The sequence below is a fragment of the Mesorhizobium sp. M1A.F.Ca.IN.020.03.2.1 genome (genome assembly GCF_004023205.1).
Lineage (GTDB): Bacteria > Pseudomonadota > Alphaproteobacteria > Rhizobiales > Rhizobiaceae > Mesorhizobium.
This window is the reverse complement of record NZ_RZSV01000034.1, coordinates 14,243-35,337: the sequence shown is the minus strand read 5'-3', so window position 1 is coordinate 35,337 and position 21,095 is coordinate 14,243. Positions and strand designations below refer to the sequence as shown.

Sequence of the window (21,095 nt, the reverse complement as noted above, 5' to 3'; positions counted from 1 at the left end):
TCCGCGATCGGCCTGACGAGACGCAGCGCTTCCAATTGCAGGCCGGCCTGCAATTGGAAGCGCTGCGTCTCGTCAGGCCGATCGCGGAGGCGCGCGTCTGGGCGCGCGATGCGGCCAAGGCCGAGGCGACCGCGGCCCGCTTGCGCGAGAGACTGGGCATCATGGTGCGTGCCGAGCCGGATGCGGCGAGGACGGCAGCGGGCGCCGACATCATCGTCACCACCACGCCTTCGACCGAGCCGCTGATCAAGGCCGGGTTCGTCTCGGCCGGCCAGCACATCACCGCGATGGGCTCGGATGCCGAGCACAAGAACGAGATCGCGCCGGCGATCCTTCGCCTGGCAGATCTCTATGTCGCAGACAGCGCGAAGCAGACGCGGCGCTTGGGCGAGCTTCACCACGCCATCGAGGCAGGGGCGATGGCGGCCGACGCGGAAGTCACCGAGCTCGGCCAGATCATCGCCGGGAAAAAGCACGGACGACGATCGGCCGGTGACATCACCCTCGCCGATCTCACTGGCACCGGCGTGCAGGACACCGCGATCGCCACTTTAGCCCGCGACCGCGCGCGGGCAGCGAAGGCGGGAACGATTTTCGAAAGCTGAATATGGCCGCGAGGCCCAACAAACGAGGACCAACAAAATGCAGCCAAACCTGAAATTCTCGCGAAGCGAATTTGCCGATCGCCTTGCCAAGACGCGGAAAGCCATGGAGGCCAAGCGGGTCGATCTGCTGATCGTCAGCGATCCCTCCAACATGGCCTGGCTGACCGGCTATGACGGCTGGTCCTTCTATGTGCATCAGGCGGTCATCGTGCCGCCTTCGGGCGAGCCGGTCTGGTATGGCCGCGGCCAGGATGCCAACGGCGCCAAGCGCACCGCCTATCTCGCGCATGACAACATCATTGGCTACGCCGATCACTATGTGCAGTCGACCGAGCGGCACCCGATGGACCATCTCGCCAGCGTGCTTGCCGATCGCCGCTGGGACAAGCTGACCATCGGCGTCGAGATGGACAATTATTGGTTCTCGGCGGCTGCCTTCGCCTCGCTGCAGAAGCATCTGCCCAACGCCCGCTTCGTCGACGCCACCGCGCTGGTCAACTGGCAGCGCGCCGTGAAGAGCCCGACCGAGATCGACTATATGCGCAAGGCCGCCCGCATCGTCGAGGCCATGCATCAGCGTATCGTCGACAAGATCGAGGTCGGCATGCGCAAATGCGATCTGGTCGCCGAGATCTATGATGCCGGCACGCGCGGCGTTGAGGGCATCGGCGGCGACTATCCGGCGATCGTGCCGCTCTTGCCATCGGGCGCCGACGCCTCGGCGCCGCATCTCACCTGGGACGACCAGCCGATGAAGGCGGGCGAGGGCAGCTTCTTCGAGATCGCCGGCTGCTACAACCGCTACCACTGCCCGCTGTCGCGCACCGTCTTCCTTGGCAAGCCGACGCAAGCCTTCCTCGACGCCGAGAAGGCGACGCTCGAGGGCATGGAGGCGGGCCTTGCCGCCGCCAAGCCGGGCAATGCCTGCGAGGACATCGCCAATGCCTTCTTCGCCGTGCTGAAGAAGTACGGCATCGTCAAGGACAACCGCACCGGCTACTCGATCGGTCTTTCCTATCCGCCGGATTGGGGCGAGCGCACGATGAGCCTGCGCCCCGGCGATCGCACCGAGCTCAAGCCCGGCATGACCTTCCATTTCATGACGGGTCTGTGGCTCGAGACAATGGGACTTGAAATCACCGAATCGATCCTGATCACCGAGACCGGCGTCGAGTGCCTGGCCAATGTGCCGCGCAAGCTGTTCGTCAAGGATTGAGCCCGATGTCAGCTCTGCCTCCATCGCCGATCACGCCGACGGTCGATTTCGAGCGCGACGGTGTCCAGCACGGCTTCCTGCGCCTGCCCTACAGCCGCGACGATTCCGCCTGGGGGTCGGTGATGATTCCGATCTGTGTCGTCCGTAACGGCAGGGGGCAGACGGCGCTGCTCACCGGGGGAAATCACGGCGACGAATATGAAGGCCCGCTGGCGCTCTACGAGCTCGCCCGCACGCTCGACCCGAAGGATGTCACCGGTACCGTCATCATCGTGCCGGCGATGAACTATCCGGCGTTCCGCGCCGGCAGCCGCACCTCGCCGATCGACAAGGGCAACATGAACCGCAGCTTTCCTGGCCGGCCGGACGGTAGCGTGACGGAAAAGATCGCCGACTATTTCCAGCGCGAATTGTTGCCGCGGGCGGACATCGTGTTCGACTTCCACTCCGGCGGAAAGACGCTGGACTTCGTGCCGTTCTGCGCCGCGCATACGCTGCTGGACAAGGAGCAGGAGGAAAAGGCCTTCGCCGCGGTCGAGGCCTTCGCGGCTCCGTTCTCGATGCGCATGACCGAGATCGATACCGTTGGCATGTATGACACCGCGGCCGAGCAGATCGGCAAGGTCTTCGTCACTACCGAGCTCGGCGGTGGCGGCACGGCCCGGGCCGAGACGGTGCGCATCGCTCGCCGTGGCATCCTCAATGTGCTTCGCCATGCCGGCATCGTTGATGGTGCTATCGAGAAAAATCGAACTCAATGGCTCGACATGCCCTCGGGGGACTGCTTTGCGTTTGCCGAGGACGAGGGCATGATCGAGACCATGATCGATCTCGGCGAGAAGGTGGAGGAAGGCCAGGTCGTGGCGCGCATCCATTCGACCGGTCGCACCGGCACCGCGCCCCAGGAGATCAAGGCCAGGATGTCAGGGCTCCTGGCCGCGCGCCATTTCCCCGGCCTGGTCAAGGCCGGCGATTGTGTTGCGGTGCTTGCCGTCGAGGTTGACTGAAGCGCGCCAGGTAGAAGCGACGCCGTAACGCCGCCAAGGCCACCTGCGTTACGGCTCGCATTCAACTGTGGAATAGGTAGGCGGCAATCGAGTCCGGCTTCATCTCGATCGAGAAGCCCGGCGCCGTCGGCGGCATGTAGGCCGCATTCTCAATGACACAGGGCTCGAGGAAATGCTCGTGCAGGTGATCGACATATTCGATCACCCGTCCATCCTTGGTGCCCGACACCGCGATATAGTCGATCATCGACAGATGCTGGACATATTCGCACAGGCCGACGCCGCCGGCATGCGGCCAGACCGGCAGGCCGAACTTGGCGGCGATCAAAAGCACGGCCAGTACCTCGTTCAGGCCGCCCATGCGGCAGGAATCGATCTGCACGATATCGATCGCGCCGCCGGCGATGAACTGCTTGAACATGATGCGGTTCTGGCACATCTCGCCGGTCGCAACCTTGATCGGCGCCACCGCCTTGCGGATCTTGGCATGGCCGGCGACATCGTCCGGGCTGGTCGGCTCCTCGATGAAAAAAGGCTTGGCGAAGGCAAGATCGCGCAGCCAGTCGATCGCCTGGTCGACCTCCCAGACCTGGTTGGCGTCGATCATCAGGTAACGGTCCGGACCGATCACCTCGCGGGCGATCCTGAGACGGCGGATGTCGTCGTCGCGGTCGCGGCCGACCTTCAGCTTGATGTGATTGAACCCCTCGTCGACTGCTTCTTGGCAGAGGCGCCTCAGCTTGTCGTCGGGATAGCCGAGCCAGCCGGCCGATGTGGTATAGCAGGCATAGCCTTCGCGCTCGAGGGTGGCGATGCGCTCGGCCTTGCCGGCCCCGGCCTTCCTCAGGATCTCCAGCGCTTCGGCCGGCGCGATCGCATCGGTGAGATAGCGGAAGTCGACGATGCGCACGATCTCTTCCGGGCTCATCTCGGCGACAAGGCGCCAGACCGGCTTGCCGGCTTCCTTGGCCCAAAGATCCCAGACCGCATTGACAACCGCGCCGACGGCGAGGTGCATGGCGCCCTTGTCCGGGCCGATCCAGCGCAACTGGCTGTCGCCGGTCACGTGATGCCAGAAGCGGCTGGGATCTTGCTTGACCCAGTCCAAGTCGATCCCGACAACAAGATGGCGCAGCGCCTCGATCGCCGCGCAGCAGATCTCGTTGCCGCGGCCGATGGTGAAGGTGAGCCCGTGGCCGCTAAGCCCCTCGCTATCGGTGTCGAGGGTGACATAGGCGGCCGAATAATCGGGGTCCGGATTCATCGCGTCCGACCCGTCGAGGCTCTGCGACGTCGGGAAGCGCAGATCGAAGACGCGAAGATCGGTAATGCGGGTCATGCTCGGTGCCTCATCAGATCGACCAGCCGCCGTCGATATTATAGGCCTGCCCGGTGGTATAGGTGGCGCCGGCGAGATAGACGGCAAGATCGGCGATCTCCTCCGCCGTGCCCAGCCTTCCCATCGGCTGGCGGGAGATGAAGGCAGCACGGGCGGCCTCATAGTCGCCCTGCGCCCGCATGCGGCTTTCGAGCGAGGGGCTCTCCACCGTGCCGGGGCAGATCGCGTTGCAGCGAATGCCTTTGCCGACATAGTCGGCGGCGATCGATTTGGTCAGCCCGATCACGGCCGCCTTGGTCACGCCATAGGCGAAGCGGTTCGGCACGCCTTTCGGGGCGCCGGCGACCGATGCCATGTTGATGATCGAACCACCGCCGCGTTCCAGCATGCCGGGCAGCACGGCGCGGATAGTGCGGATCATGGCGCGCACATTGAGGTTGAATGCGAAGTCGAGGTCCTCGTCTTTCATCTCCAGGATCGAGCCGGAGTGGACGAAGCCGGCGCAGTTGAAAAGCACATCGATGCGGCCGATTTTGGCGAAGGCGGCCTGCACGGCGTCGTCGTTCAGCACGTCGAGCTTGCGAGTCTTGATGACCGAGGTGTTGCCGAACTCGGCCAGCGCCGCTTCATTTATGTCGGTGGCGTGGACGATCGCGCCAGCCTTGGCGAAAGCCAACGCGCTAGCCCGGCCGATGCCTTGCGCAGCGGCCGTTACGACCACCACCTTGCCTGTCAGATCAGCCATGTTGTTTTGTCTCCGTCTTCAGCCGAGCCGGGGGCGCCGCTCGACGATATAGATGTGATCGGCGGCCAGCACGACTTCGTCCCGCTGGTTCAAAACCTCGACGCGTTCGATGACGCGCCCGGAGTCCGGCCGCTTCGGATCGTCTTCCTTCGCGGCGATCGTCGTGCGCGTGCGGATCGTGTCGCCGATAAAGACCGGCTTGATGAAGCGCAGCCTGTCATAACCGTAGGAGAAGGCGACCGGGTTGATGACGCTCGCGGTCAGGCCGACGCCGACCGAGAACACCAGCGTGCCATGCGCGATGCGCTGGCCGAAGGGCGTCGTCTTCATGAACTCGGCGTCCATGTGGTGCGGAAAGAAATCGCCGGTGTGGCCGGCATGGACGACAAAGTCGGTCTCGGTGATGGTGCGGCCGCTGGTCAGCCGCGACGAGCCGATCTCGTAGTCGTCGAAATAGGTGACCTGTTCCATGCCGTTCCTTACGGTTTTGCGGTGAGCGGCGTCGCCGGCGCGGCGCTCGAACGATAGGCGGCTTCCACCAGTGCCATGGTGTTCCAGGCATCTTCGACTGAACTGACCAGCTCTTTGTCTTCCCCGGAGGCGAAGCGCTGCACATTGGCCATGCGTCCGACAAAGGCGTCGGGGAACCATTCGCCGGTGAGCGGCACGGCGGCCCAATCGGAGCCGCCTTTAGGGTGGATTTCCAGCACGTCGGGCTCGCCGCGCGGATAGTCGAGATTGAGGCCAAGCCTGACGTAGGCGGCGCCCTCGGTGCCGCAGATACGGAACTCGCAGGCCTGATGCCGGCGTCCGAACTTATGATCGTGGTTGATCGAGAGCGCGCAGCGCACCGTGTCGCCATAGTCGAGGATGGCGCTGGTACGGGTCTGCGCGACCTTGTGATTGGGATGGCCGAGCGTCTTGGCATGCACGCCCTTCGGGTCGCCGAGAAGCTGCCGGATCAGGTCGAGATAGTGGATCGAATGCATGGCGATCTCGACACGCGGCGCCGCGAGCAGGAATTCCCAGAGCTGCCACGGCGTTGCGAGCGCCAGCCAGGCATCGAAGTCGACGACCTCGCCAAGCCAGCCCTTGGCGATCGCGTCCTTCAGCGCCAGCATCATCGGCGCAAAGCGAAGCTGGAAATTCACTGCAGCCTTGAGCTTCTTGGCGCGACAGATTTCAAGGATCTCGGTTGCCTCGCCAAGGTAGTTGCCCATCGGCTTCTGGATCAATGCGACCGCGTCGTCGGGCAGGGCCTTCAGCACCTCGGCGTGCCGGCCGGGCGGCGTTGCGAGATCGAAGATCGCATCCTTGACGGCGGCCGCCTCGTCCACCGAGCCGAATGCCGTCACGCCCCATTGTTCGGCCAGTTTCCGAGCCTTGGCCTGGTCCGGATCGTAGAGACCCACCATTGGAAAACCAGCCTTGCGATAGGCCGGGAAATGCGCATCGCCGACGATCGAGCCGGCGCCGAAGGTGACGATCGGACGCGGCTTTGCAGGCCTTGGCCAGGATTGCGCCAGCGAGGCGGGATCGAAGGCATCAGTCATGGTGGAAGACTTCATCCATCGTCGCCCACCACTCGCCCTCCTGCCTTGTCGGCAAGGGTTCCTGGCATGGCATGCAGACCGACCACCATTCCTGGGTCTTCGGATCGGCGGCCATCTTGGCCATGTCGGCGGCATAGTCGGTGCCGTGATACTCGAAATAGGAGAACAGCAGGTTCTCCGGCCGCTTGAGGTAGATCGAGTAGTTCTTGATGTTGCAGGCGGCGATCATCTCGAGCACGTCCGGCCAGACGGCGGCGTGCAGGCGCACATATTCCTCGACCTTTTCCGGCTTCAGGCCAAGCACCATGCCCATTCGCTGCATTCTCAGTTCCTCCGCTCCGTGACGGTGACGCTGAATTCGACGATGCTCAGCGCCTTGATCGCATCGAAATCCCAGTCGATGCCGAGGCCCGGCTCGTCCGGCGCCAGGGCGTGGCCGTTTTCGATCACCATCTTCTTGCCCGTCAACTCATCCAGCTGCGGGATATATTCCACATATTTGCCATTCGGCACCGCGCAGGCCAGGCTGACATGCAGTTCCATCAGGAAATGCGGGCAGATCGGCATGTCGAAGGCTTCCGCCATATGCGCCACCTTCAGCCAAGGCGTGACGCCGCCGATGCGGCCGACATCGACCTGGACGATGTTGCAGCCGCCCTTCTGCATATATTCGCGGAAATGGCGGATCGAATAGAGTGACTCGCCGACGGCGATCGGCGTCGCGGTCGAATTCGATAGCCGCACATGGCCGTCTATGTCGTCGGCCGGCAGAGGTTCCTCCATCCAGGCGAGATCGAGATCGCGCAGCCGCTCGGCGCGCCGGATGGCTTCGTCGACGGTAAAACCCTGGTTGCAGTCGGTCATGATCTCATAGCCGTCGCCGACCGCCTTGCGCACCGCCGACAACCGGGCGAAATCCCCGGCGCCGTGCGGCTTGCCGATCTTGACCTTCGAGCCGGTGAAGCCTTTCGCCTTGGCGGCCAGCGCATCTTCGACAAGCGCTTCAGTCTCGATGTGCAGCCAGCCGCCTTCGGTGGTATAAAGCGGACAGCGGTCCTTGGCGCCGCCGGCGAGCTTCCAGAGCGGCAGCTTCTGCTTCTTCGCCCTAAGGTCCCAGAGCGCAGTGTCGATGGCGGCGAGCGCGATGGCCGTGATGGCGCCGATGGTGGTGGCGTGCGTGGCGAATTCGAGATCGTGCCAGATGGCCTCGATCCGGTCGGCATCCTCACCGATCAGGCGCGGCGCGAGGTGGTCGGCCAGAAGCCGCATCACCGAAGAGCCGCCGGTGCCGATCGTGTAGCTGTAGCCGATGCCGACCGCCCCGTCGACGTCGGTGATGGTGACGATCGGCGTCTCCTGGCTGACGAAACTCTGGATGGCGTCGGTGCGCTTCACCTTCGGCACCAGATCAACCATTGCAAGCTCGACTTTCTCGATCTTCGCCATCGTCAGGCCCTCAAGGATTTGCCGGTTTCCGCGGAAAAGAGATGCGCCTGCGACAGGTCGAAGCTCATCGCCACGCGATCGCCCGCCCGCAATGGCCTCGGGTTCAGCATCCGCGAAACCCAGTCGCGGCGGTCGAATTCGGCGAACACCAGCGTCTCGTTGCCGAGCGGCTCGATCACCGTCACCGGCAGCTCGATCTCGTGGACGTCAGCGGCATCGCCCGAATGCAGGCCGTGGCCCACGGGGTAGAGGTCGTCGGGACGCAGGCCGAACACTACCTTGTCGCCGGCGTTCACCTTGGCCTTGAAGCGGCCGGGCAGCGGCAGGCTCTGTCCGCCGGAAAAGACGATCTTGCCGTCGTCCACGGTCGCCTCCTGCAGGTTCATCGGCGGCGAGCCGATGAAGCCCGCCACGAAGCGCGTCGCCGGCCGCTGGAAGACCTCGTCCGGCGTGCCGACCTGCTCGATGTTGCCGTCGCGCATGATGACGATGCGGTCGGCGAGCGTCATCGCCTCGACCTGGTCGTGGGTAACGTAGATAACCGTGGACTTCACCTTGGCGTGCAGCTTCTTGATCTCGGTGCGCATCTGCGTGCGCAGCTTGGCGTCGAGATTGCTGAGCGGCTCGTCGAACAGGAAGACGTCCGGATCGCGCACGATGGCGCGGCCCATGGCGACGCGCTGGCGCTGGCCGCCGGAAAGCTGGGAGGGGCGGCGCTCGAGCAGCGCGTCGAGGCCGAGAATGGCCGAGGCCTCGGCCACGCGACGGTCCATCTCTTCCTTGGGCGCGCCGGCGATCTTCAGCGAGAAGCCGAGATTTTCGCGCACCGTCATGTGCGGATAAAGCGCGTAGGATTGGAACACCATCGAGATGTTGCGCGAACGCGGCGGCAGATCGTTGACGATGCGGTCGCCGATCTCGATCGTGCCGCCGGAGATGTCTTCCAGCCCGGCGATCATGCGCAGCGTGGTCGACTTGCCGCAGCCGGACGGCCCGACCAGCGCGATGAATTCGCGGTCGGCGACATCGAGATCGACGCCGTGCACGATCTCCATGTTGCCGTAACGCTTGGTCAGTTTCTTGAGCGAGACAATCGCCATCGGATCAACCTTTCACCGCGCCGGAAGTCAGGCCGCCGACGAGGTGCTTCTGGACGATGAAAGTAAGGAGCAGCGCCGGGATGATCATCACCACCGCCAGCGCGCACATGCCGCGCCAGTCAATGGTGAATTCGGCGGTGTAGTCGAGCAGCCCGACGGGGAGCGTCTTGGAATTGATCGAGCGCGTCAGCTGCGAGGCGAGCGCGAATTCGTTCCAGGAGGTAAGGAAAGCGAAGATGCCGGCCGACGCGATGCCTGGCCCGGCGAGTGGAAACTCGACCTGCCAGAAGGCCTGCCAGCGCGTGCAGCCGTCGATTTGCGCGGCCTCGGCGAGATCCTTCGGCACCTGGCGGAAGAAGCCGTCGATCAGCCAGATGGTGAACGGCACATTGAGCGCAACATAGGCGAGGATCAGGCCGAAATGCGTGTCGATGATGTCGAGCCGCGCATAGACGAAAAACAGCGGCAGCGACAGCGCGATGCCGGGCACGGTGCGGGTCAGCATAAGGCCGAGGAACATCGCCGACTTGCCACGAAACCGGTGGCGAGCGAAGGCGTAGCCACCGGCCATACCGATGGCGATGGCAATGACGGTCGACGTCACCGAGATGATCAGGGAATTGCGGAAATAGTCGAAGACGGGAATGCCGCCCTTGCCGACACCGCTGAACATGGCGACGTAGGCATCGAGCGAGACCTGCTGCGGGATCCAGACCGGCGGCTTGGCCAGGATCTCGACCGTCGGCCGCAGCGAGGACAGCACGATCCAGATGCCGGGCAGGCAGATCAAAAGCATGGCGAGGAACAGGCCGACGCGGTGGGCGACGGCGCCGGCGCGGCGCTTCAGGCGGGCGGATGCGTTGGCGTCCATCCTCACCACTCCGCGCCGATCTGGGTCCGTGCCGCGGCGAGCTTCTTAAAGAAATAGACGGTGAAGACGATCGACAGCAGGATCGAAAAATAGGCCATCGCATTGGCCACGCCCATGCGCGCGTCACTGTAGGCGGTGCGCGCGACCAGCGTCCACAACAGTTCCGTGCGGCCGGCTGGGCCGCCATCGGTCATGATCTTGACGATGTCGTAGGCGCGCGCAACGTCGAGCGAGCGGATGGTCATGGCGATATAGGCGAAGGGCATGATGAAGGGCCAGGTCACATAGCGGAAGGTTTGCCACGGCGTGCAGCCGTCGACGCGCGCCGCTTCGACCGGCTCCTTCGGCATGGCGAGCAGGCCGGCGAGGATCAGGATCGCGAAGATCGAGGTCGACGACCAGATCTCCGCGACTGAAATGGCGATGAAGGCGAGATGGCCTTCGATCAGCCAGGGAATGGCGTCCCGCGTGATGCCTAGCGACTGCAGCGCGTTGTTCACCAAGCCGATATTGTCGTTGAACATGAACTTGAACTGGAAGCCGACCAGGATCGGCGAAAACATCATCGGGAACATCATGATGGTACGCAGCAACCGCTGGCCGCGGCTAGCCTTCTCGACCAGCAGCGCGAGGCCGAGACCGAGCAGCATTTCGAGATTGAGCGCGATGGTGAGCAGGAGCACGGTGCGGCCGAAGGCCCACCAGAAATTCGCGTCGGACAGAATGTTGCGATAGTTGCGCAGGCCGATGAAGGTGAAGAAGGTTTCCGGCCGTGTCAGCCTGAACGGCGTGAAGCTTGAATAGAATGACAGGCAGAGCGGCACGACCACCACGGCCGCCAGAACGAGCACGGCCGGCAGCAGAAGAAGCGTTGGCGCGGAAAGCCGCTTGGCCGTCATGCAAAGTCCCAAAATTGTTTGCACGGCCGGCGATGGGGCGGCCGCCTCGGTCAAAGCGGCGCCGGTCGCGAAGACCGACGCCGCTGGGAGGATAGTCCCTTAGAGCTTGCCGGCGTCCTCGAGGATCTGCGTCGCCTTGGCGGCAGCGTCGTCGAGCGCCTGCTTGGAAGTCTTGTCGCCGAGGATGGCGGCCTGAAGTTCGGGATAGACCGCGTTGGAGATCTCGATCCATTCCGGCGTCTGCGGCACCGGGAAGGCGTTCTTGGCGGCTTCCTGGAAGGCCTGCAGCACTTCGGTTTTGTAAGGATCGGACTTGGCCTGCTCGAGGTCCCATTCCCACACCTTGGTGCGGGTGGGCAGCGGGCCGGCCGCGGCTTCCAGCTTCTGGCTGTCCTCGTTGGTCAGCCACCAGACGAGGGAGGCGGCGGCCTCCTTGTTGGCGCAGCTTTCGGTCACCGAGAAGCCATGCGCGCCGGACCAGCCCGAGCGCTTGCCGGACGAGCCCTTCGGCTGCACCTTGACGCCGACATTGCCGGCGACCTTGGACGACTTCGGGTCGTTGAAGAAGCCGGCCCAGCCCGGCCAGTCGAGGTTGAGCGCCACCGTGCCGGACGCGAACCCCTGGCCGAGATCATCCCACAAATAGTTGGTCGTGCCGGCGGGCACAGCCTTGGCCTTGTAGAGCTTGACGAACCAGTCGAGCGCCTTGACGCCGGCCTCGGAGTTGAAGGCAGGCTTGCCGTCCTTGTCGAGATATTCGCCGCCGTCGGCGATCAGCATCTCGTAAAAGCGGCCGTTGATCGCCTCTTCCTTGCCGGCATATTGCGTGCCGTAGAAGTCGGGCGGGCTGGCGAAGAATTCCGCCTGCTGGGCCATCTCGTCGAAGGTGTCCGGCGGGGCGAGCTCCTCGCCGTACTTCTCCTTGTAGGCCTTCTTCTTGGCTTCGTCCTGGTAGAGGCTCTTCTGGTAGTAGAGCGCCGAGACGTCGAACTGCGCGCGCGGCAGCATTACCAGCTTGCCGTCGAGCGTGCCGGCGGCGATGTTGGCCGGGACGAAAGCGTCGATCTCCTCCTTCGGCAGCAGCTTGGCGAGGTCGGTGTAGATGCCCGGATATTGCGGCGCGAACGAGGTGTGGTTGGAGCCGACGCACCAGGTGATCGAGTTGGAGGCGATGTCTGACTTGATCTCCTTGTCGAGATCGAAGTGGTTCTTCTTGGAGACGACGTTGACCTTGGCGCCGGTCGCCTTCTCCCACTCGCCGATGCGCGCGTAGAGTTTTTCGTATTGCTGGCCGCCGATCAGCTTGGCGTCGATCGTGACGCCGGTGAACTTGCCCGGCAGGTCGGCCGCAAAGACCGCACCCGATGCCATGAGCAATGCGCCGGCGGCGACGCCGGAAAGCAGTCTGTTCATGAATATCCTCCCTGGAATGGCCGCAGGCCGTCATGGCTGAAGCTCCATGCTTCATTCATATGCAAACAAATTATTCATAAGTCGTCAAGCCGAAACTTCTTCCCTATGAAGGCTGTCTTGCGTATATGAAGATCAGAATTCACCAGAGGGCATCGGGTGCAGGACGACGAGGAAGACCGCTATCGCGCGCCGGCACTGGACAAGGGGCTGGACATTCTGGAACTGCTCGCCAGCGTCGATGGCGGCCTGACCCAGGCCGAGATAGCCAAGCGGCTCGACCGCAGCCCGAACGAATTTTACCGGATGCTCGACCGTCTGGTGAAACGCGGCTACGTCACCCGGCCAGACGGCGACCGCTATTCGCTGACGCTGAAGCTCTTCGGGCTTGGCCAGCTGCATGCACCGGTGCGCAGGCTGGTCTCCTACGCCACCTCGATCATGCGCGAGCTGGCCGAGACCTCCTGGCAGGCAAACCAGCTCGTCGTGTTCGACCGTGGCAGCGCCGTGGTCATTGCCCAGCAGGAAGCGCCGCGATACTGGGGCATCTCGATCCGCGTCGGCTCGCATATCAGCCTGTTCGACACCGGCTCGGGACATGTGCTGCTGGCCTTTCGCTCGCCGGAAGAGCGCGAGATGATGATCGCCGAGCATTTGCGCAGCAACGAGGAGATGAAGTTGTCGCCCGACTTCTTCGCCCGCCTCGACCAGGTGCGCGATCGTGGCTACGAGATGATGGCTTCGTTGCAGACGGCCGGCGTCTACAATCTGTCGGCGCCGGTGCTCGGTTCCGACGGGCACGGCATCGCCGCGCTCACCATACCCTATATCACTCTGGTCAACGCGCCGGCAGCGCCCGATATCACCAGGACCATCACGCTGCTCCAGGCAGCAGCGGCCCGCCTGTCGCAACTCGCCGGGTCGGATGTCAGGTCAAAGGAATAATTCTTATTTGAATGGCGAATTCTCCGGTGAGATGATCGAGTCCATGTCTGAAGCATGTCGTTTGCGCAAAAGCCGCTGCGCAATTCGGGCCACGTGGATAGCGCGACAAGGGAGGAAGCCATGATCGTCGATACCCACCTGCATCTCATCGACAGGGCGGCGCTACGCTATCCATGGCTCTCCGGCGTGCCGGCCCTCGACCGCGATTTTTCCCACGACGAATACGCCACCGAGGCGCGCCGCGCGGGCATAGAATTGGCGCTCCATATGGAGGTCGACGTCCACCCGGCAGATATCGCGGCTGAGACAGCCCTTGTCGAAGGACTGTCGAAGAAGCCGGGCAGCCTGGTGCGGGGCGCGATCGTGTCGTGCCGGCCGGAAGAACCTGGCTTCGCCGCCTGGCTGGACAAGGTGAAGGCCGATCCATTTGTCAAAGGATTCCGCCGCGTGCTGCATGTCGTGCCCGACGACGTCTCCGAGGGCGCCCTGTTCCGCGAGAACATCAGGCGCATCGCCGGCAGCGGGCTGACCTTCGATCTTTGCGTCCTGCCGCGACAGATGAGCCAAGCGATCGCGCTGGTCGATCTGGCGCCTGACGTGCAATTCGTTCTCGATCATTGCGGCGTGCCCGACATCCAGGGCAAGGCCGAGCATCCCTGGCGCGAGCAGATCGCCGAGATCGCCCGGCGCCCCAATGTCGTCGGCAAGATCTCCGGCGTCGTCGCCTATGCCGATCCGGCGAGCTGGACCGTCGAGACCCTGCGGCCTTATGTCGAGCACACGATCGGCAGCTTCGGCTGGGATCGCGTCGTGTGGGGCAGCGACTGGCCGGTCTGCACGCTCGGTGGCGGGCTGCTCGGCTGGGTAGCGGCGACGCACGCGCTCCTTGCCGGGGCGAGCGAAACCGAGCGCGCGAAACTGCTCTCCGGCAACGCGAAGAAGCTCTGGCGGCTGTGAGCCGCAAGGCCGATGCCCGACTGTATTAGCGGGGCGCCGCGAAGCTCTGCCGGAACAGGCGATTGATGTCGGCGACGACGCGGGGGGCGTCCTGCCGGCCGGCAAGACCCTCGTTGAGGCGATCGGACGCCGCCTGCTGAAACGCCATGTAGCCGTCGTGGCGCGGGCGCACCCAGGCGCCTTCCAGCGTCGCCCGCGTGCCGCGGTAGAAGTCGCCCGTCGCGACATTCACGGCTTCGTCCTCCCAGGCGGCGGCATGGCCGGGCTGGCCGCCGGCGGCGGCATAGAGGCCGCGCTGCACGTCGCCGCTGGCGATCCAGTAGGCGAAGTCGATCGCTTCCTCGCCGGCAGCGGAAAAGGCGGAGACGGCGATGCCGGTGCCGCCGAGCGCGGAGCCGACCGGGCCGTTGCCGCCCACAGTCGGCATGTCGCAAAAGAAGAGCCGGTTCGGCCGGAAGCCTGCAGTGGCATAGGGCACGTAGCCATAGATCAGCGGCGCGCAGGCGATGCGCGAGCCGGCCTCGGCCATCTTTTCGAACACGGCAATCGGATCCATCGTCAGGCACTCGGGATCGAGGAGTGCCGCGATCTCACGCAGCATTTCGAAGACGGTCTCGCCGTTATCGGGATCGATCAGATCGCTCGGGCTTTCGACTGCACATGGCCGGCCGAGATCGGCGGCAAGCGTGAAGAAGCACATCAGCGAGTGCGGCGGCCTGAGCGGCAAGAGCACGCGGCTACGCTGGGCAAGCTCCAGCACTTCGGTCCAGATCTTCGGCGCGGCGTCTATCAAATCGGGTCGCCAGGCCTGCACCTGCGTCGCGGCGTCGATCGGAAAGGCCCATTGCCGGTCCTGCCAAGTGTAGCTCGGATAGGACCGGCCGACGCTTGCCTTCGCCAGCGCTTCGCGCTCCGCCTCGCGGCCGGGCACGTCGAGCGGGGCCAGGCACTTCTCGGCGGTGATCTGGCCGACATGCGGATGATCGATGACGATCAGGTCGTAGGCGCGGGCGAGTTCTTCGACAGAGAAGGACTCGAAGTCCTGCAGCGAGCGCTTCTCCCACTCGATAGAGACGCCGGTCTTTTCCCGCCAAAGCCGGGAGCAGGCGACCATCGGATCATAGCCGCGCGGATGGTTCCAGGTCATGCCCTTGAGTGTCGTCACAGGCCGAACTCCTTGCGGATTTTTGCGCTGTGCTCGCCGACGCGCGGCGCCGCCTGCTCGACTTTGGCGCGCATGCCGTCGATCCTGAGCGGTGACCGGGTGGTGTCGATCGAAACACCGTCCTCGCGCGTCACGGTCTGCAGCAGGTCGAGCGCCTTGAAGCCGTCGCTTTCCAGCACCTCTTTCCAGTTCAGCACCTTCGCGCACCAGATGTCGGCGGGCTCGAGGATCGCCAGCCATTCGTCGACCGACTTCTGCGCGATGCGCTGCGCGATGATCGCCTTGATCTCGTCGCGCGCCGTGAACCAGGTCGCCGGCTTGTCGCGATAGGGCGCCAGCCCCTCGATCTCGAGCAGGTCGGCGAGCTTCGGGATCGGCGTCATGGCGATCGCCAGGAAGCCGTCCTTGGCCGGATAGACTCCGTAGGGCGCCGCCAGATAGGCGTGGGCGCTATGGAACGACGAACGGCGCGGCAGCCGCCGGCCGTCATTGAGATGCGTCGTCAGCACCTCGAACTGGAGGTCGATCAGCGCCTCGAAGAGGCTGGTCTCGATATGGCCGCCCGCGCCGGTGGTGCCGCGCCGGACCAGTGCTGCAAGGATGCCTTGCGCACAGGCGGCGCCGGCCAGCATGTCGGCGATTGCCAGGCCGAACGGCACCGGACCCTGATCTTCGTCGCCGTTCAGCCACATGACGCCGGAGCGCGCCTGGGCAAGCAGGTCCTGACCCGGACGCTTTACCCACGGGCCTTCCTCGCCATAGCCGCTGATCGAGGCGTAGACCAGGCGCGGATTGAGCGTCCGCACATGCTCGTAATCGAGGCCGAGCCGCTCGATGACGCCGGGCCGGAAGTTCTGGATCAGCACGTCGGCCTTGGCGAGCAGCCCGCGCAGCGCTTTAAGGTCATCCTCGTTCTTCAGATCGACCGCAAAGCTTTCCTTGGCACGGTTGATGGCGTGGAAGATGGTGGAATCACCACCGATCTCGGTGTCGCTGAGATAGAGCCGGCGCGACAGGTCGCCACCATCGGGCCGCTCGATCTTGATGACGCGGGCACCGAGGTCGAGGAGCCTCAGCGAGCAGTAAGGTCCCGACAGGAACTGGCTCATGTCGACGACGACAAGGCCGGACAGCGGCAGGTCGGCGGCCATCATTGCTTCTCCGTCTTGCCGGCGAAGTCGGCCGGGTCCTTGTATTTCACCGTCTGCAGATGCTCGCAGTAGAGCACCAGCTCGCCTTCGCCCTTGAACACTTCATAGCTGGCGCGGATCAGCCCCATTTCCTTGTAGCGGGGCTTCTTTTCCATGTTGGTGCGGATCGAATAGATGGTGTCGCCGATGAAGACCGGCTTTATGAAGCGGAGCTTGTCATAGCCGTAGGAAAAGGCATTGACGCAGTTGGTGGCGACTAGACCGAGCCCGGCCGAGAAAACGAACGCGCCCGCCACGAGGCGCTTGCCGAAGATACCTTCGCGCTCGGCGAACATCTGGTCCTGCACATAAGGGTGGATGTCGAGCACCAGGGTGTTGAAGAGATGACTGTCGCCTTCGGCCATAGTGCGCCGGAGCGAGCGGATTTTCTGGCCGATTGGCCAATCTTCATAGAACCAGTTTTCGGCATTCCATACCGGCAGCAAGGCGTGATCGGGCGGCATGTCGGCAGGGCAGGTCGAAGCGACGCCGGCGGTGGGCGGGAAGCTGGTCATTGCGCTGTTCGTCCGCTCCGGGAGAATGGCCGCACCGCTCCGGCAAGCCGGAGTCGGACGCGATCGATCCTCCAAATCTTCTTTTGTGAATACTATATTCACATATGAGATTTGCGCACAAGCCGGTCCGGTGAAATTTTGCCTGCACGATCGAACTCGGAGTTGCCTTGGATGCAGCAGGCACAGCGCCAGGCGCGGCTACTTCCGGCAGTTGCCAGCGGACTTCCGGGTCACGGCGAACGCCGCTGTGCCGGCCGGGATGGCGAGGCGCTTCTGCCAGGAAGGACCGCCACCGGCCCGAATCATACAAAACCAATGATTGTTTTAGTCAATTCTACAATTGTAACCCGCCTAAGGGTAATGCGACGATCAGTTGTAGGCGGAGGAGCACTGCACGATCCCGTCAAATCCGGCCAATAAAATTAGCTTCGATAGCGGTGTAATTCGTTAGTAATCGATCGTCAGGATAACCCGGACCTCGACATATTTGGTGCCTTTTTCTTGAGTCGATTATGGCGGTTCTCGGCGCATTCCCTCCCGGTATCGGCTGCCGGCCCTTCGACGAGAGGGATTGGGGAGGCGTGGCGGATTGCCTGCACCGGGGGTTTCCGGAGCGCAGCAGGAGCTATTGGATAGAAGCGCTGACCCGCCTGGCGCAGCGGCCAGCGGTCGTCGATTTTCCGCGATATGGGTTCGTCCTGGAGAAGTCGGGCCGGATCGTCGGCGCAGTGCTTACGCTCTATGCCAAACACAGAAGCCTGGAAGGCGATGAAATCCGCTGCAATCTCTCGAGCTGGTCCGTGGACGCGGAATTCCGGCCCTATGCCAGCCGGATGATCGCGACGGTTATCCTGCGCAAGGATGTGGTCTACACCAATATTTCTCCATCGCCCGGGACAGTGAGGCTCAACAAAGCCTTCGGTTTTCGCCTGTTTTCCGGCGGACAGATCGCCTTCTTGCCCATTCTGAATGGTATGCCGCGTCCGGACCGGGTGTTGGAAGCCCATGCGGACCTCGCCGAAATGGCTGAACTCACCGACAACGAAAGATACATATTGCTCGAGCACGCCGCGTTGGGCTGTCTTTCGCTGATCTGCGTCTGCGACGGTCTGGCGTTGCCGCTTGTGCTGAAGCCGCGCCGGATATTGCATGGGCTCGTGTCGTGCTGCCAGGTCGTCTACTGCCGATCCCACGCGGATCTGGTCAGGTGCGCCGGGGTCGTAGGCCGCTTTCTCCTGCGGCGCGGACAGCTGCTTTGCCTCGTCGATGCGATGGGCCCGGTTCCCGGTCTGTCCGGCAGGTATTTTCCGAACAAGGGGATCAAGTATTTCAAGGGTCCGAAATCGCCTTCTCCGGGAGACCTGACGTTCACCGAAATGGTGCTGTTCGGTTCCTGAACGAAATCGTGAAGCCGGTCTGGAGCCCAGCCGATCCGAAGTCAGTCCGCCGCTTCGGCTCTTGCCGCCATGCGCCAGCGTGTTCCCAGCGAGACGCCCACGAGCAGCAGACAGAAGGCGAGGGCAAGAGGGGAGTAGAAAGCCTCCTCCTGTAATACGGCATTGGCCGAAATGGTGACGATGCCGACAAAGCCGAACAGGAAATCCGGGTCGCCGGTCTGGATAAGCTGCCGTCGCAATGCCACGGCCAGCGCCGCCAGGAAGCCGAAGAAGACGAGGCTCCCCACGCCCATCTGGTAAAGCATGACACCGACCGCGCTCTCGACCGGCACGGAGGCGGCGCCTTCGGCCTGGGCGGTTTGCCAGTTGAGATTGATGCTGGTGCTCGACAGGTTGCCGCCGAGACCCAAGCCCTGGCCGAGCGGATCGGCCAGGAAATCGCGCATGCCGGCAATCAGACCGAGGACGTGATAGTCGCCATGGGTGGCGCCATAGCCGATCGCCGCCGTCGTCCAGACCACGGCCAGGGCCATCGCGGCCATGAGCGCCAGACCGGCGCGGGAGGGACTGTAGATCAGCCGCACGGCAATTGCGACGAAAAGCATGAAGGTCGCGCCCTTGGAGCCGATGACGAGCAGCAGCGGCAGAGCCGCGAGAGGCAGCACCCATCGTCCTTTGAAGAGCAGCCAGGCCGAAATGATGCTTAAGGCGTAAGCATAGCTGATCGGATGGAAGTTCGGGCCGCCGATACGGAAGACGCTTGGCAGGATGTCGTTGAACAGGGGCGTGTTGAAGAAGGTCGTGGTCATCACGTCTTCGATCCCACGGTAAACGAAACCGGTTTCCTGAAGCGCTTTTTCCCACACGCCGGTCTCGACCTGCCGCGAGATGCTGCGCTCGACATATTGGTCGCCGTGGAACAGTCCGAGGAAATCCATGGTGAAGGTCAGTTCCGCATAGCCATAGACGATCGCGCCGGCGCCGAGCCACAGCATGCTCTTGCGCAGATCGACGGGATAAAGGCTGGCGGCGAGGACCGCGACGTGGAAGCAGGCGAGCGGCGTGATCGTGTTGCGGAAATAGACGACCGCGTCCTTGGGGTCGCCATGCACGACGCCGAGAGCGAAATAGAAACAAATCGTTCCGCACAGGACCATGCTCAGCAGCAGCCACGGGCGCAACTCGGTCAGCGCGCGGACGCGGTACTGAAATGAGGCGGCCAGGAAAATGCCGAACGCTGTCATCAGGATGATGAAGTTGGTGCCGCGCAGCGCGTCGAACGTGTCGTTGTCGGGAATGTAGGGGGTGAACCAGGCGACCACGAGGTTCTGAAAGAGAAAGGCGCAGATGATCAGCACCGGAACGCCCGCCGGCATCGCGTTCGAAACGATCAGCGTCAGCACGAATGTTGCGGCAATCCCGAACGGCGTCCACACGGCAAATGCGGAGACGGCGAGCGCAACGACAAGCAAGGCCGTGCCGACATGCAGCAAGGTTTCGGGCGTATCCCTGCCCGGCAAACCCAGTCTGACGGGCGAAGAGACCTGCGTCGTGCTCATCGCTGATCCGCTCCGCTCGTCACTTGTCCCAGCAAGCGTAGATGGCGCCTGTCGTCCATTTCCGGCCTAACCTCCAAGGAGCGCGGCAATCATCGAGCCGTCGAAGCCCTCGACGCTCTGCCTGCTCCTGATGAAGCCGAAGCCCTGATCGAGCTCCCAATAGGTCCATGCCACATGGTTCGCTTCAGCCGCCTTGCGCACGGCGCGCACCCAGGAGGCGCGGCTTTCGGCATCCACGCAGAAGTTGAGCACACCGAATTCGTTCAGCATGACCGGGCAGCCGTTGGTGGTGGACCAGCGCGCCAGATCGGCAAAATCGGAGCCGATCCGCGCGGCCGTCCAAGGCGCCGACAATTCCTCTTCAACGAGGTTGGCGGCTTCTTCGTCGCCGGCCGACCGCAGTTTGGAGATAAGCCGGCTCACCTGGGCCATTCCCTTGCTTGCGGGAAAGGGCAGGTCCGCGATGCGGGCGAGCGGCGAGGCATCCCAGGTCTCGCACTGGTGGGTGAAGGCCAAGGGGGCGTAATAGTGAACGGCGGCAATCTGGTTGTCGTCGGCGAGCGGCGGCGTGTCGGCGATTTCCCAGATGCCCTGAAACCGTGCCGGTCCCCAGACCAGCGTGTGGCGCGGACATTTCGCCCGCAGCGCCGCGGCGATCCGTTCCCGCAGCGCCAGCCAGGCGCTCCGTTCCATCGGTGGCTCGTTCAGCAGCTCGGGATAGACCCACTCCGCAGGCAGATCGGCAACGACGGCACGCAACGCCGTCCAGGCCTGAAGCACTCTTCCTGCAGCCGCCTCGGGATCGTTTCGAAAAGCCGCTACGAGCTCGCCAGAAGGATGCATGTCGAGGAGGACCGAAAAGCCGAGCCCGACAAGATCCCTGATCCCGTTCTGGATGCGGCGAAGCGTTGCCGGGTCGCCGCTGGAGACGAGATCGCTGTTGACCGGCAGCCGGATCGTTTCGAAGCCTGATTGCCGCAGCTTCTCAAGCGTGGCCGTGGCGGGAGCAAGCCCATCGTTTCGGTCGAGCCATCCGGGAAGGTTGAAGCCGCGCGACGGAACTTGGCCGGCCGTCGCGAGCGCAGCGGATTGCGGCGGAGGGGAGACGGCGACAACGGCTCCGGCGGCAAAGGCCAGCGCCTGTCGCCTCGACACCTTGGGCGGCGATGTCATCGA

Annotated in this window: 20 protein-coding genes and 1 pseudogene; 6 read left to right on the top strand and 15 right to left on the bottom strand. The window is 63.7% G+C overall.

Features of this window, described 5'->3' with window-relative positions:
- The 3 genes and pseudogenes from EOA79_RS08320 to doeB all read left to right on the top strand — a co-directional run.
- Positions 1-605: pseudogene (locus tag EOA79_RS08320) on the top strand (ornithine cyclodeaminase family protein); the annotation flags it as partial.
- A 37-nt stretch (positions 606-642) separates the two neighbouring features.
- Entirely contained in the window at positions 643-1,821 is a 1,179-nt protein-coding gene (gene doeA, locus EOA79_RS08315) for an ectoine hydrolase DoeA (RefSeq protein ID WP_095800408.1), read from the top strand.
- Between the two features lie 5 nt (positions 1,822-1,826).
- Entirely contained in the window at positions 1,827-2,828 is a 1,002-nt protein-coding gene (gene doeB / locus EOA79_RS08310) for a N(2)-acetyl-L-2,4-diaminobutanoate deacetylase DoeB (protein WP_095823357.1), read from the top strand.
- A gap of 61 nt (positions 2,829-2,889) precedes the next feature.
- Here doeB and EOA79_RS08305 read toward each other — a convergent pair whose 3' ends face one another.
- The 10 genes from EOA79_RS08305 to EOA79_RS08260 all read right to left on the bottom strand — a co-directional run bounded on the left by EOA79_RS08305 (position 2,890) and on the right by EOA79_RS08260 (position 12,194).
- Entirely contained in the window at positions 2,890-4,167 is a 1,278-nt protein-coding gene (locus EOA79_RS08305) for an L-fuconate dehydratase (protein ID WP_095823356.1), read from the bottom strand.
- A gap of 13 nt (positions 4,168-4,180) precedes the next feature.
- On the bottom strand, positions 4,181-4,912 hold the full coding sequence (locus EOA79_RS08300; RefSeq protein ID WP_095823355.1) for an SDR family oxidoreductase: 732 nt from the start codon (positions 4,910-4,912) through the stop codon (positions 4,181-4,183).
- Positions 4,913-4,930: 18 nt separating this feature from the next.
- Positions 4,931-5,383: a MaoC/PaaZ C-terminal domain-containing protein gene (locus EOA79_RS08295; protein WP_095777210.1), complete on the bottom strand. Its 453-nt coding sequence runs from the start codon at positions 5,381-5,383 to the stop codon at positions 4,931-4,933.
- 8 nt (positions 5,384-5,391) lie between these two features.
- On the bottom strand, positions 5,392-6,465 hold the full coding sequence (locus EOA79_RS08290) for a Gfo/Idh/MocA family oxidoreductase (protein ID WP_095823354.1): 1,074 nt from the start codon (positions 6,463-6,465) through the stop codon (positions 5,392-5,394).
- Complete coding sequence (locus EOA79_RS08285; RefSeq protein WP_095800403.1) at positions 6,458-6,787, bottom strand: L-rhamnose mutarotase; 330 nt, start codon at positions 6,785-6,787, stop codon at positions 6,458-6,460. The genes EOA79_RS08290 and EOA79_RS08285 overlap by 8 nt, the downstream gene beginning before the upstream one ends.
- Before the next feature lie 2 nt (positions 6,788-6,789).
- Positions 6,790-7,911 (bottom strand): mandelate racemase/muconate lactonizing enzyme family protein, encoded by a 1,122-nt coding sequence (locus EOA79_RS08280; RefSeq protein ID WP_095823353.1) that lies wholly within the window; start codon positions 7,909-7,911, stop codon positions 6,790-6,792.
- Positions 7,912-7,913: 2 nt separating this feature from the next.
- The gene (gene ugpC / locus EOA79_RS08275; protein WP_095823352.1) at positions 7,914-9,011 is read right to left on the bottom strand and encodes a sn-glycerol-3-phosphate ABC transporter ATP-binding protein UgpC; all 1,098 of its coding nucleotides are present in this window, start codon (positions 9,009-9,011) and stop codon (positions 7,914-7,916) included.
- Positions 9,012-9,015: 4 nt separating this feature from the next.
- Positions 9,016-9,882 carry a carbohydrate ABC transporter permease gene (locus EOA79_RS08270; protein WP_095823351.1) on the bottom strand — a complete coding sequence of 289 codons (867 nt, stop codon included), beginning with the start codon at positions 9,880-9,882 and terminating at the stop codon, positions 9,016-9,018.
- 2 nt (positions 9,883-9,884) lie between these two features.
- A complete protein-coding gene (locus tag EOA79_RS08265; RefSeq protein ID WP_095777216.1) occupies positions 9,885-10,781 on the bottom strand; it encodes a sugar ABC transporter permease in 897 nt (298 codons plus the stop codon).
- 99 nt (positions 10,782-10,880) lie between these two features.
- A complete protein-coding gene (locus EOA79_RS08260; protein ID WP_067326227.1) occupies positions 10,881-12,194 on the bottom strand; it encodes a sugar ABC transporter substrate-binding protein in 1,314 nt (437 codons plus the stop codon).
- A 156-nt stretch (positions 12,195-12,350) separates the two neighbouring features.
- On the opposite strand from EOA79_RS08260, the gene EOA79_RS08255 reads away from it, so the two are divergent.
- Both EOA79_RS08255 and EOA79_RS08250 read left to right on the top strand, forming a co-directional pair.
- Complete coding sequence (locus tag EOA79_RS08255; RefSeq protein WP_095781194.1) at positions 12,351-13,136, top strand: IclR family transcriptional regulator; 786 nt, start codon at positions 12,351-12,353, stop codon at positions 13,134-13,136.
- A gap of 120 nt (positions 13,137-13,256) precedes the next feature.
- Complete coding sequence (locus EOA79_RS08250) at positions 13,257-14,093, top strand: amidohydrolase (protein WP_095823575.1); 837 nt, start codon at positions 13,257-13,259, stop codon at positions 14,091-14,093.
- A 25-nt stretch (positions 14,094-14,118) separates the two neighbouring features.
- Here the strand turns inward: EOA79_RS08250 and EOA79_RS08245 are convergent, their stop codons facing one another.
- From EOA79_RS08245 to EOA79_RS08235, 3 genes are read right to left on the bottom strand one after another with little or no spacing between them, the layout of a single operon-like run.
- Complete coding sequence (locus EOA79_RS08245) at positions 14,119-15,240, bottom strand: extracellular solute-binding protein (protein WP_127335378.1); 1,122 nt, start codon at positions 15,238-15,240, stop codon at positions 14,119-14,121.
- A 14-nt stretch (positions 15,241-15,254) separates the two neighbouring features.
- The gene (locus tag EOA79_RS08240; protein WP_095823349.1) at positions 15,255-16,412 is read right to left on the bottom strand and encodes a CaiB/BaiF CoA-transferase family protein; all 1,158 of its coding nucleotides are present in this window, start codon (positions 16,410-16,412) and stop codon (positions 15,255-15,257) included.
- Positions 16,409-16,963, bottom strand: a complete 555-nt coding sequence (locus EOA79_RS08235) for a MaoC family dehydratase (protein ID WP_095800395.1) — start codon at positions 16,961-16,963, stop codon at positions 16,409-16,411. Before EOA79_RS08235 ends, EOA79_RS08240 begins: the two co-directional genes overlap by 4 nt.
- 512 nt (positions 16,964-17,475) lie before the next feature.
- Here EOA79_RS08235 and EOA79_RS08230 point away from each other — a divergent pair.
- Positions 17,476-18,360, top strand: coding sequence for a hypothetical protein (locus EOA79_RS08230; protein WP_245322265.1), 885 nt, complete (start codon positions 17,476-17,478; stop codon positions 18,358-18,360).
- Positions 18,361-18,401: 41 nt separating this feature from the next.
- On the opposite strand, the gene EOA79_RS08225 is transcribed toward EOA79_RS08230, so the two are convergent.
- Both EOA79_RS08225 and EOA79_RS08220 read right to left on the bottom strand, forming a co-directional pair.
- Positions 18,402-19,919: a hypothetical protein gene (locus EOA79_RS08225; RefSeq protein ID WP_095823348.1), complete on the bottom strand. Its 1,518-nt coding sequence runs from the start codon at positions 19,917-19,919 to the stop codon at positions 18,402-18,404.
- 66 nt (positions 19,920-19,985) lie between these two features.
- The gene (locus EOA79_RS08220) at positions 19,986-21,092 is read right to left on the bottom strand and encodes a cellulase family glycosylhydrolase (protein ID WP_095823347.1); all 1,107 of its coding nucleotides are present in this window, start codon (positions 21,090-21,092) and stop codon (positions 19,986-19,988) included.
- Between the last annotated feature and the right edge of the window lie 3 nt (positions 21,093-21,095).

Bases quoted from the DNA above. Each gene is read 5' to 3' on its own strand.
- doeA (WP_095800408.1), top strand. From the start codon at position 643: ATGCAGCCAAACCTGAAATTCTCGCGAAGCGAATTTGCCGATCGCCTT.
- doeB (WP_095823357.1), top strand. From the start codon at position 1,827: ATGTCAGCTCTGCCTCCATCGCCGATCACGCCGACGGTCGATTTCGAG.
- EOA79_RS08305 (WP_095823356.1), bottom strand. From the start codon at position 4,167: ATGACCCGCATTACCGATCTTCGCGTCTTCGATCTGCGCTTCCCGACG.
- EOA79_RS08300 (WP_095823355.1), bottom strand. From the start codon at position 4,912: ATGGCTGATCTGACAGGCAAGGTGGTGGTCGTAACGGCCGCTGCGCAA.
- EOA79_RS08295 (WP_095777210.1), bottom strand. From the start codon at position 5,383: ATGGAACAGGTCACCTATTTCGACGACTACGAGATCGGCTCGTCGCGG.
- EOA79_RS08290 (WP_095823354.1), bottom strand. From the start codon at position 6,465: ATGACTGATGCCTTCGATCCCGCCTCGCTGGCGCAATCCTGGCCAAGG.
- EOA79_RS08285 (WP_095800403.1), bottom strand. From the start codon at position 6,787: ATGCAGCGAATGGGCATGGTGCTTGGCCTGAAGCCGGAAAAGGTCGAG.
- EOA79_RS08280 (WP_095823353.1), bottom strand. From the start codon at position 7,911: ATGGCGAAGATCGAGAAAGTCGAGCTTGCAATGGTTGATCTGGTGCCG.
- ugpC (WP_095823352.1), bottom strand. From the start codon at position 9,011: ATGGCGATTGTCTCGCTCAAGAAACTGACCAAGCGTTACGGCAACATG.
- EOA79_RS08270 (WP_095823351.1), bottom strand. From the start codon at position 9,882: ATGGACGCCAACGCATCCGCCCGCCTGAAGCGCCGCGCCGGCGCCGTC.
- EOA79_RS08265 (WP_095777216.1), bottom strand. From the start codon at position 10,781: ATGACGGCCAAGCGGCTTTCCGCGCCAACGCTTCTTCTGCTGCCGGCC.
- EOA79_RS08260 (WP_067326227.1), bottom strand. From the start codon at position 12,194: ATGAACAGACTGCTTTCCGGCGTCGCCGCCGGCGCATTGCTCATGGCA.
- EOA79_RS08250 (WP_095823575.1), top strand. From the start codon at position 13,257: ATGATCGTCGATACCCACCTGCATCTCATCGACAGGGCGGCGCTACGC.
- EOA79_RS08245 (WP_127335378.1), bottom strand. From the start codon at position 15,240: ATGACCTGGAACCATCCGCGCGGCTATGATCCGATGGTCGCCTGCTCC.
- EOA79_RS08240 (WP_095823349.1), bottom strand. From the start codon at position 16,412: ATGATGGCCGCCGACCTGCCGCTGTCCGGCCTTGTCGTCGTCGACATG.
- EOA79_RS08235 (WP_095800395.1), bottom strand. From the start codon at position 16,963: ATGACCAGCTTCCCGCCCACCGCCGGCGTCGCTTCGACCTGCCCTGCC.
- EOA79_RS08230 (WP_245322265.1), top strand. From the start codon at position 17,476: ATGGCGGTTCTCGGCGCATTCCCTCCCGGTATCGGCTGCCGGCCCTTC.
- EOA79_RS08225 (WP_095823348.1), bottom strand. From the start codon at position 19,919: ATGAGCACGACGCAGGTCTCTTCGCCCGTCAGACTGGGTTTGCCGGGC.
- EOA79_RS08220 (WP_095823347.1), bottom strand. From the start codon at position 21,092: ATGACATCGCCGCCCAAGGTGTCGAGGCGACAGGCGCTGGCCTTTGCC.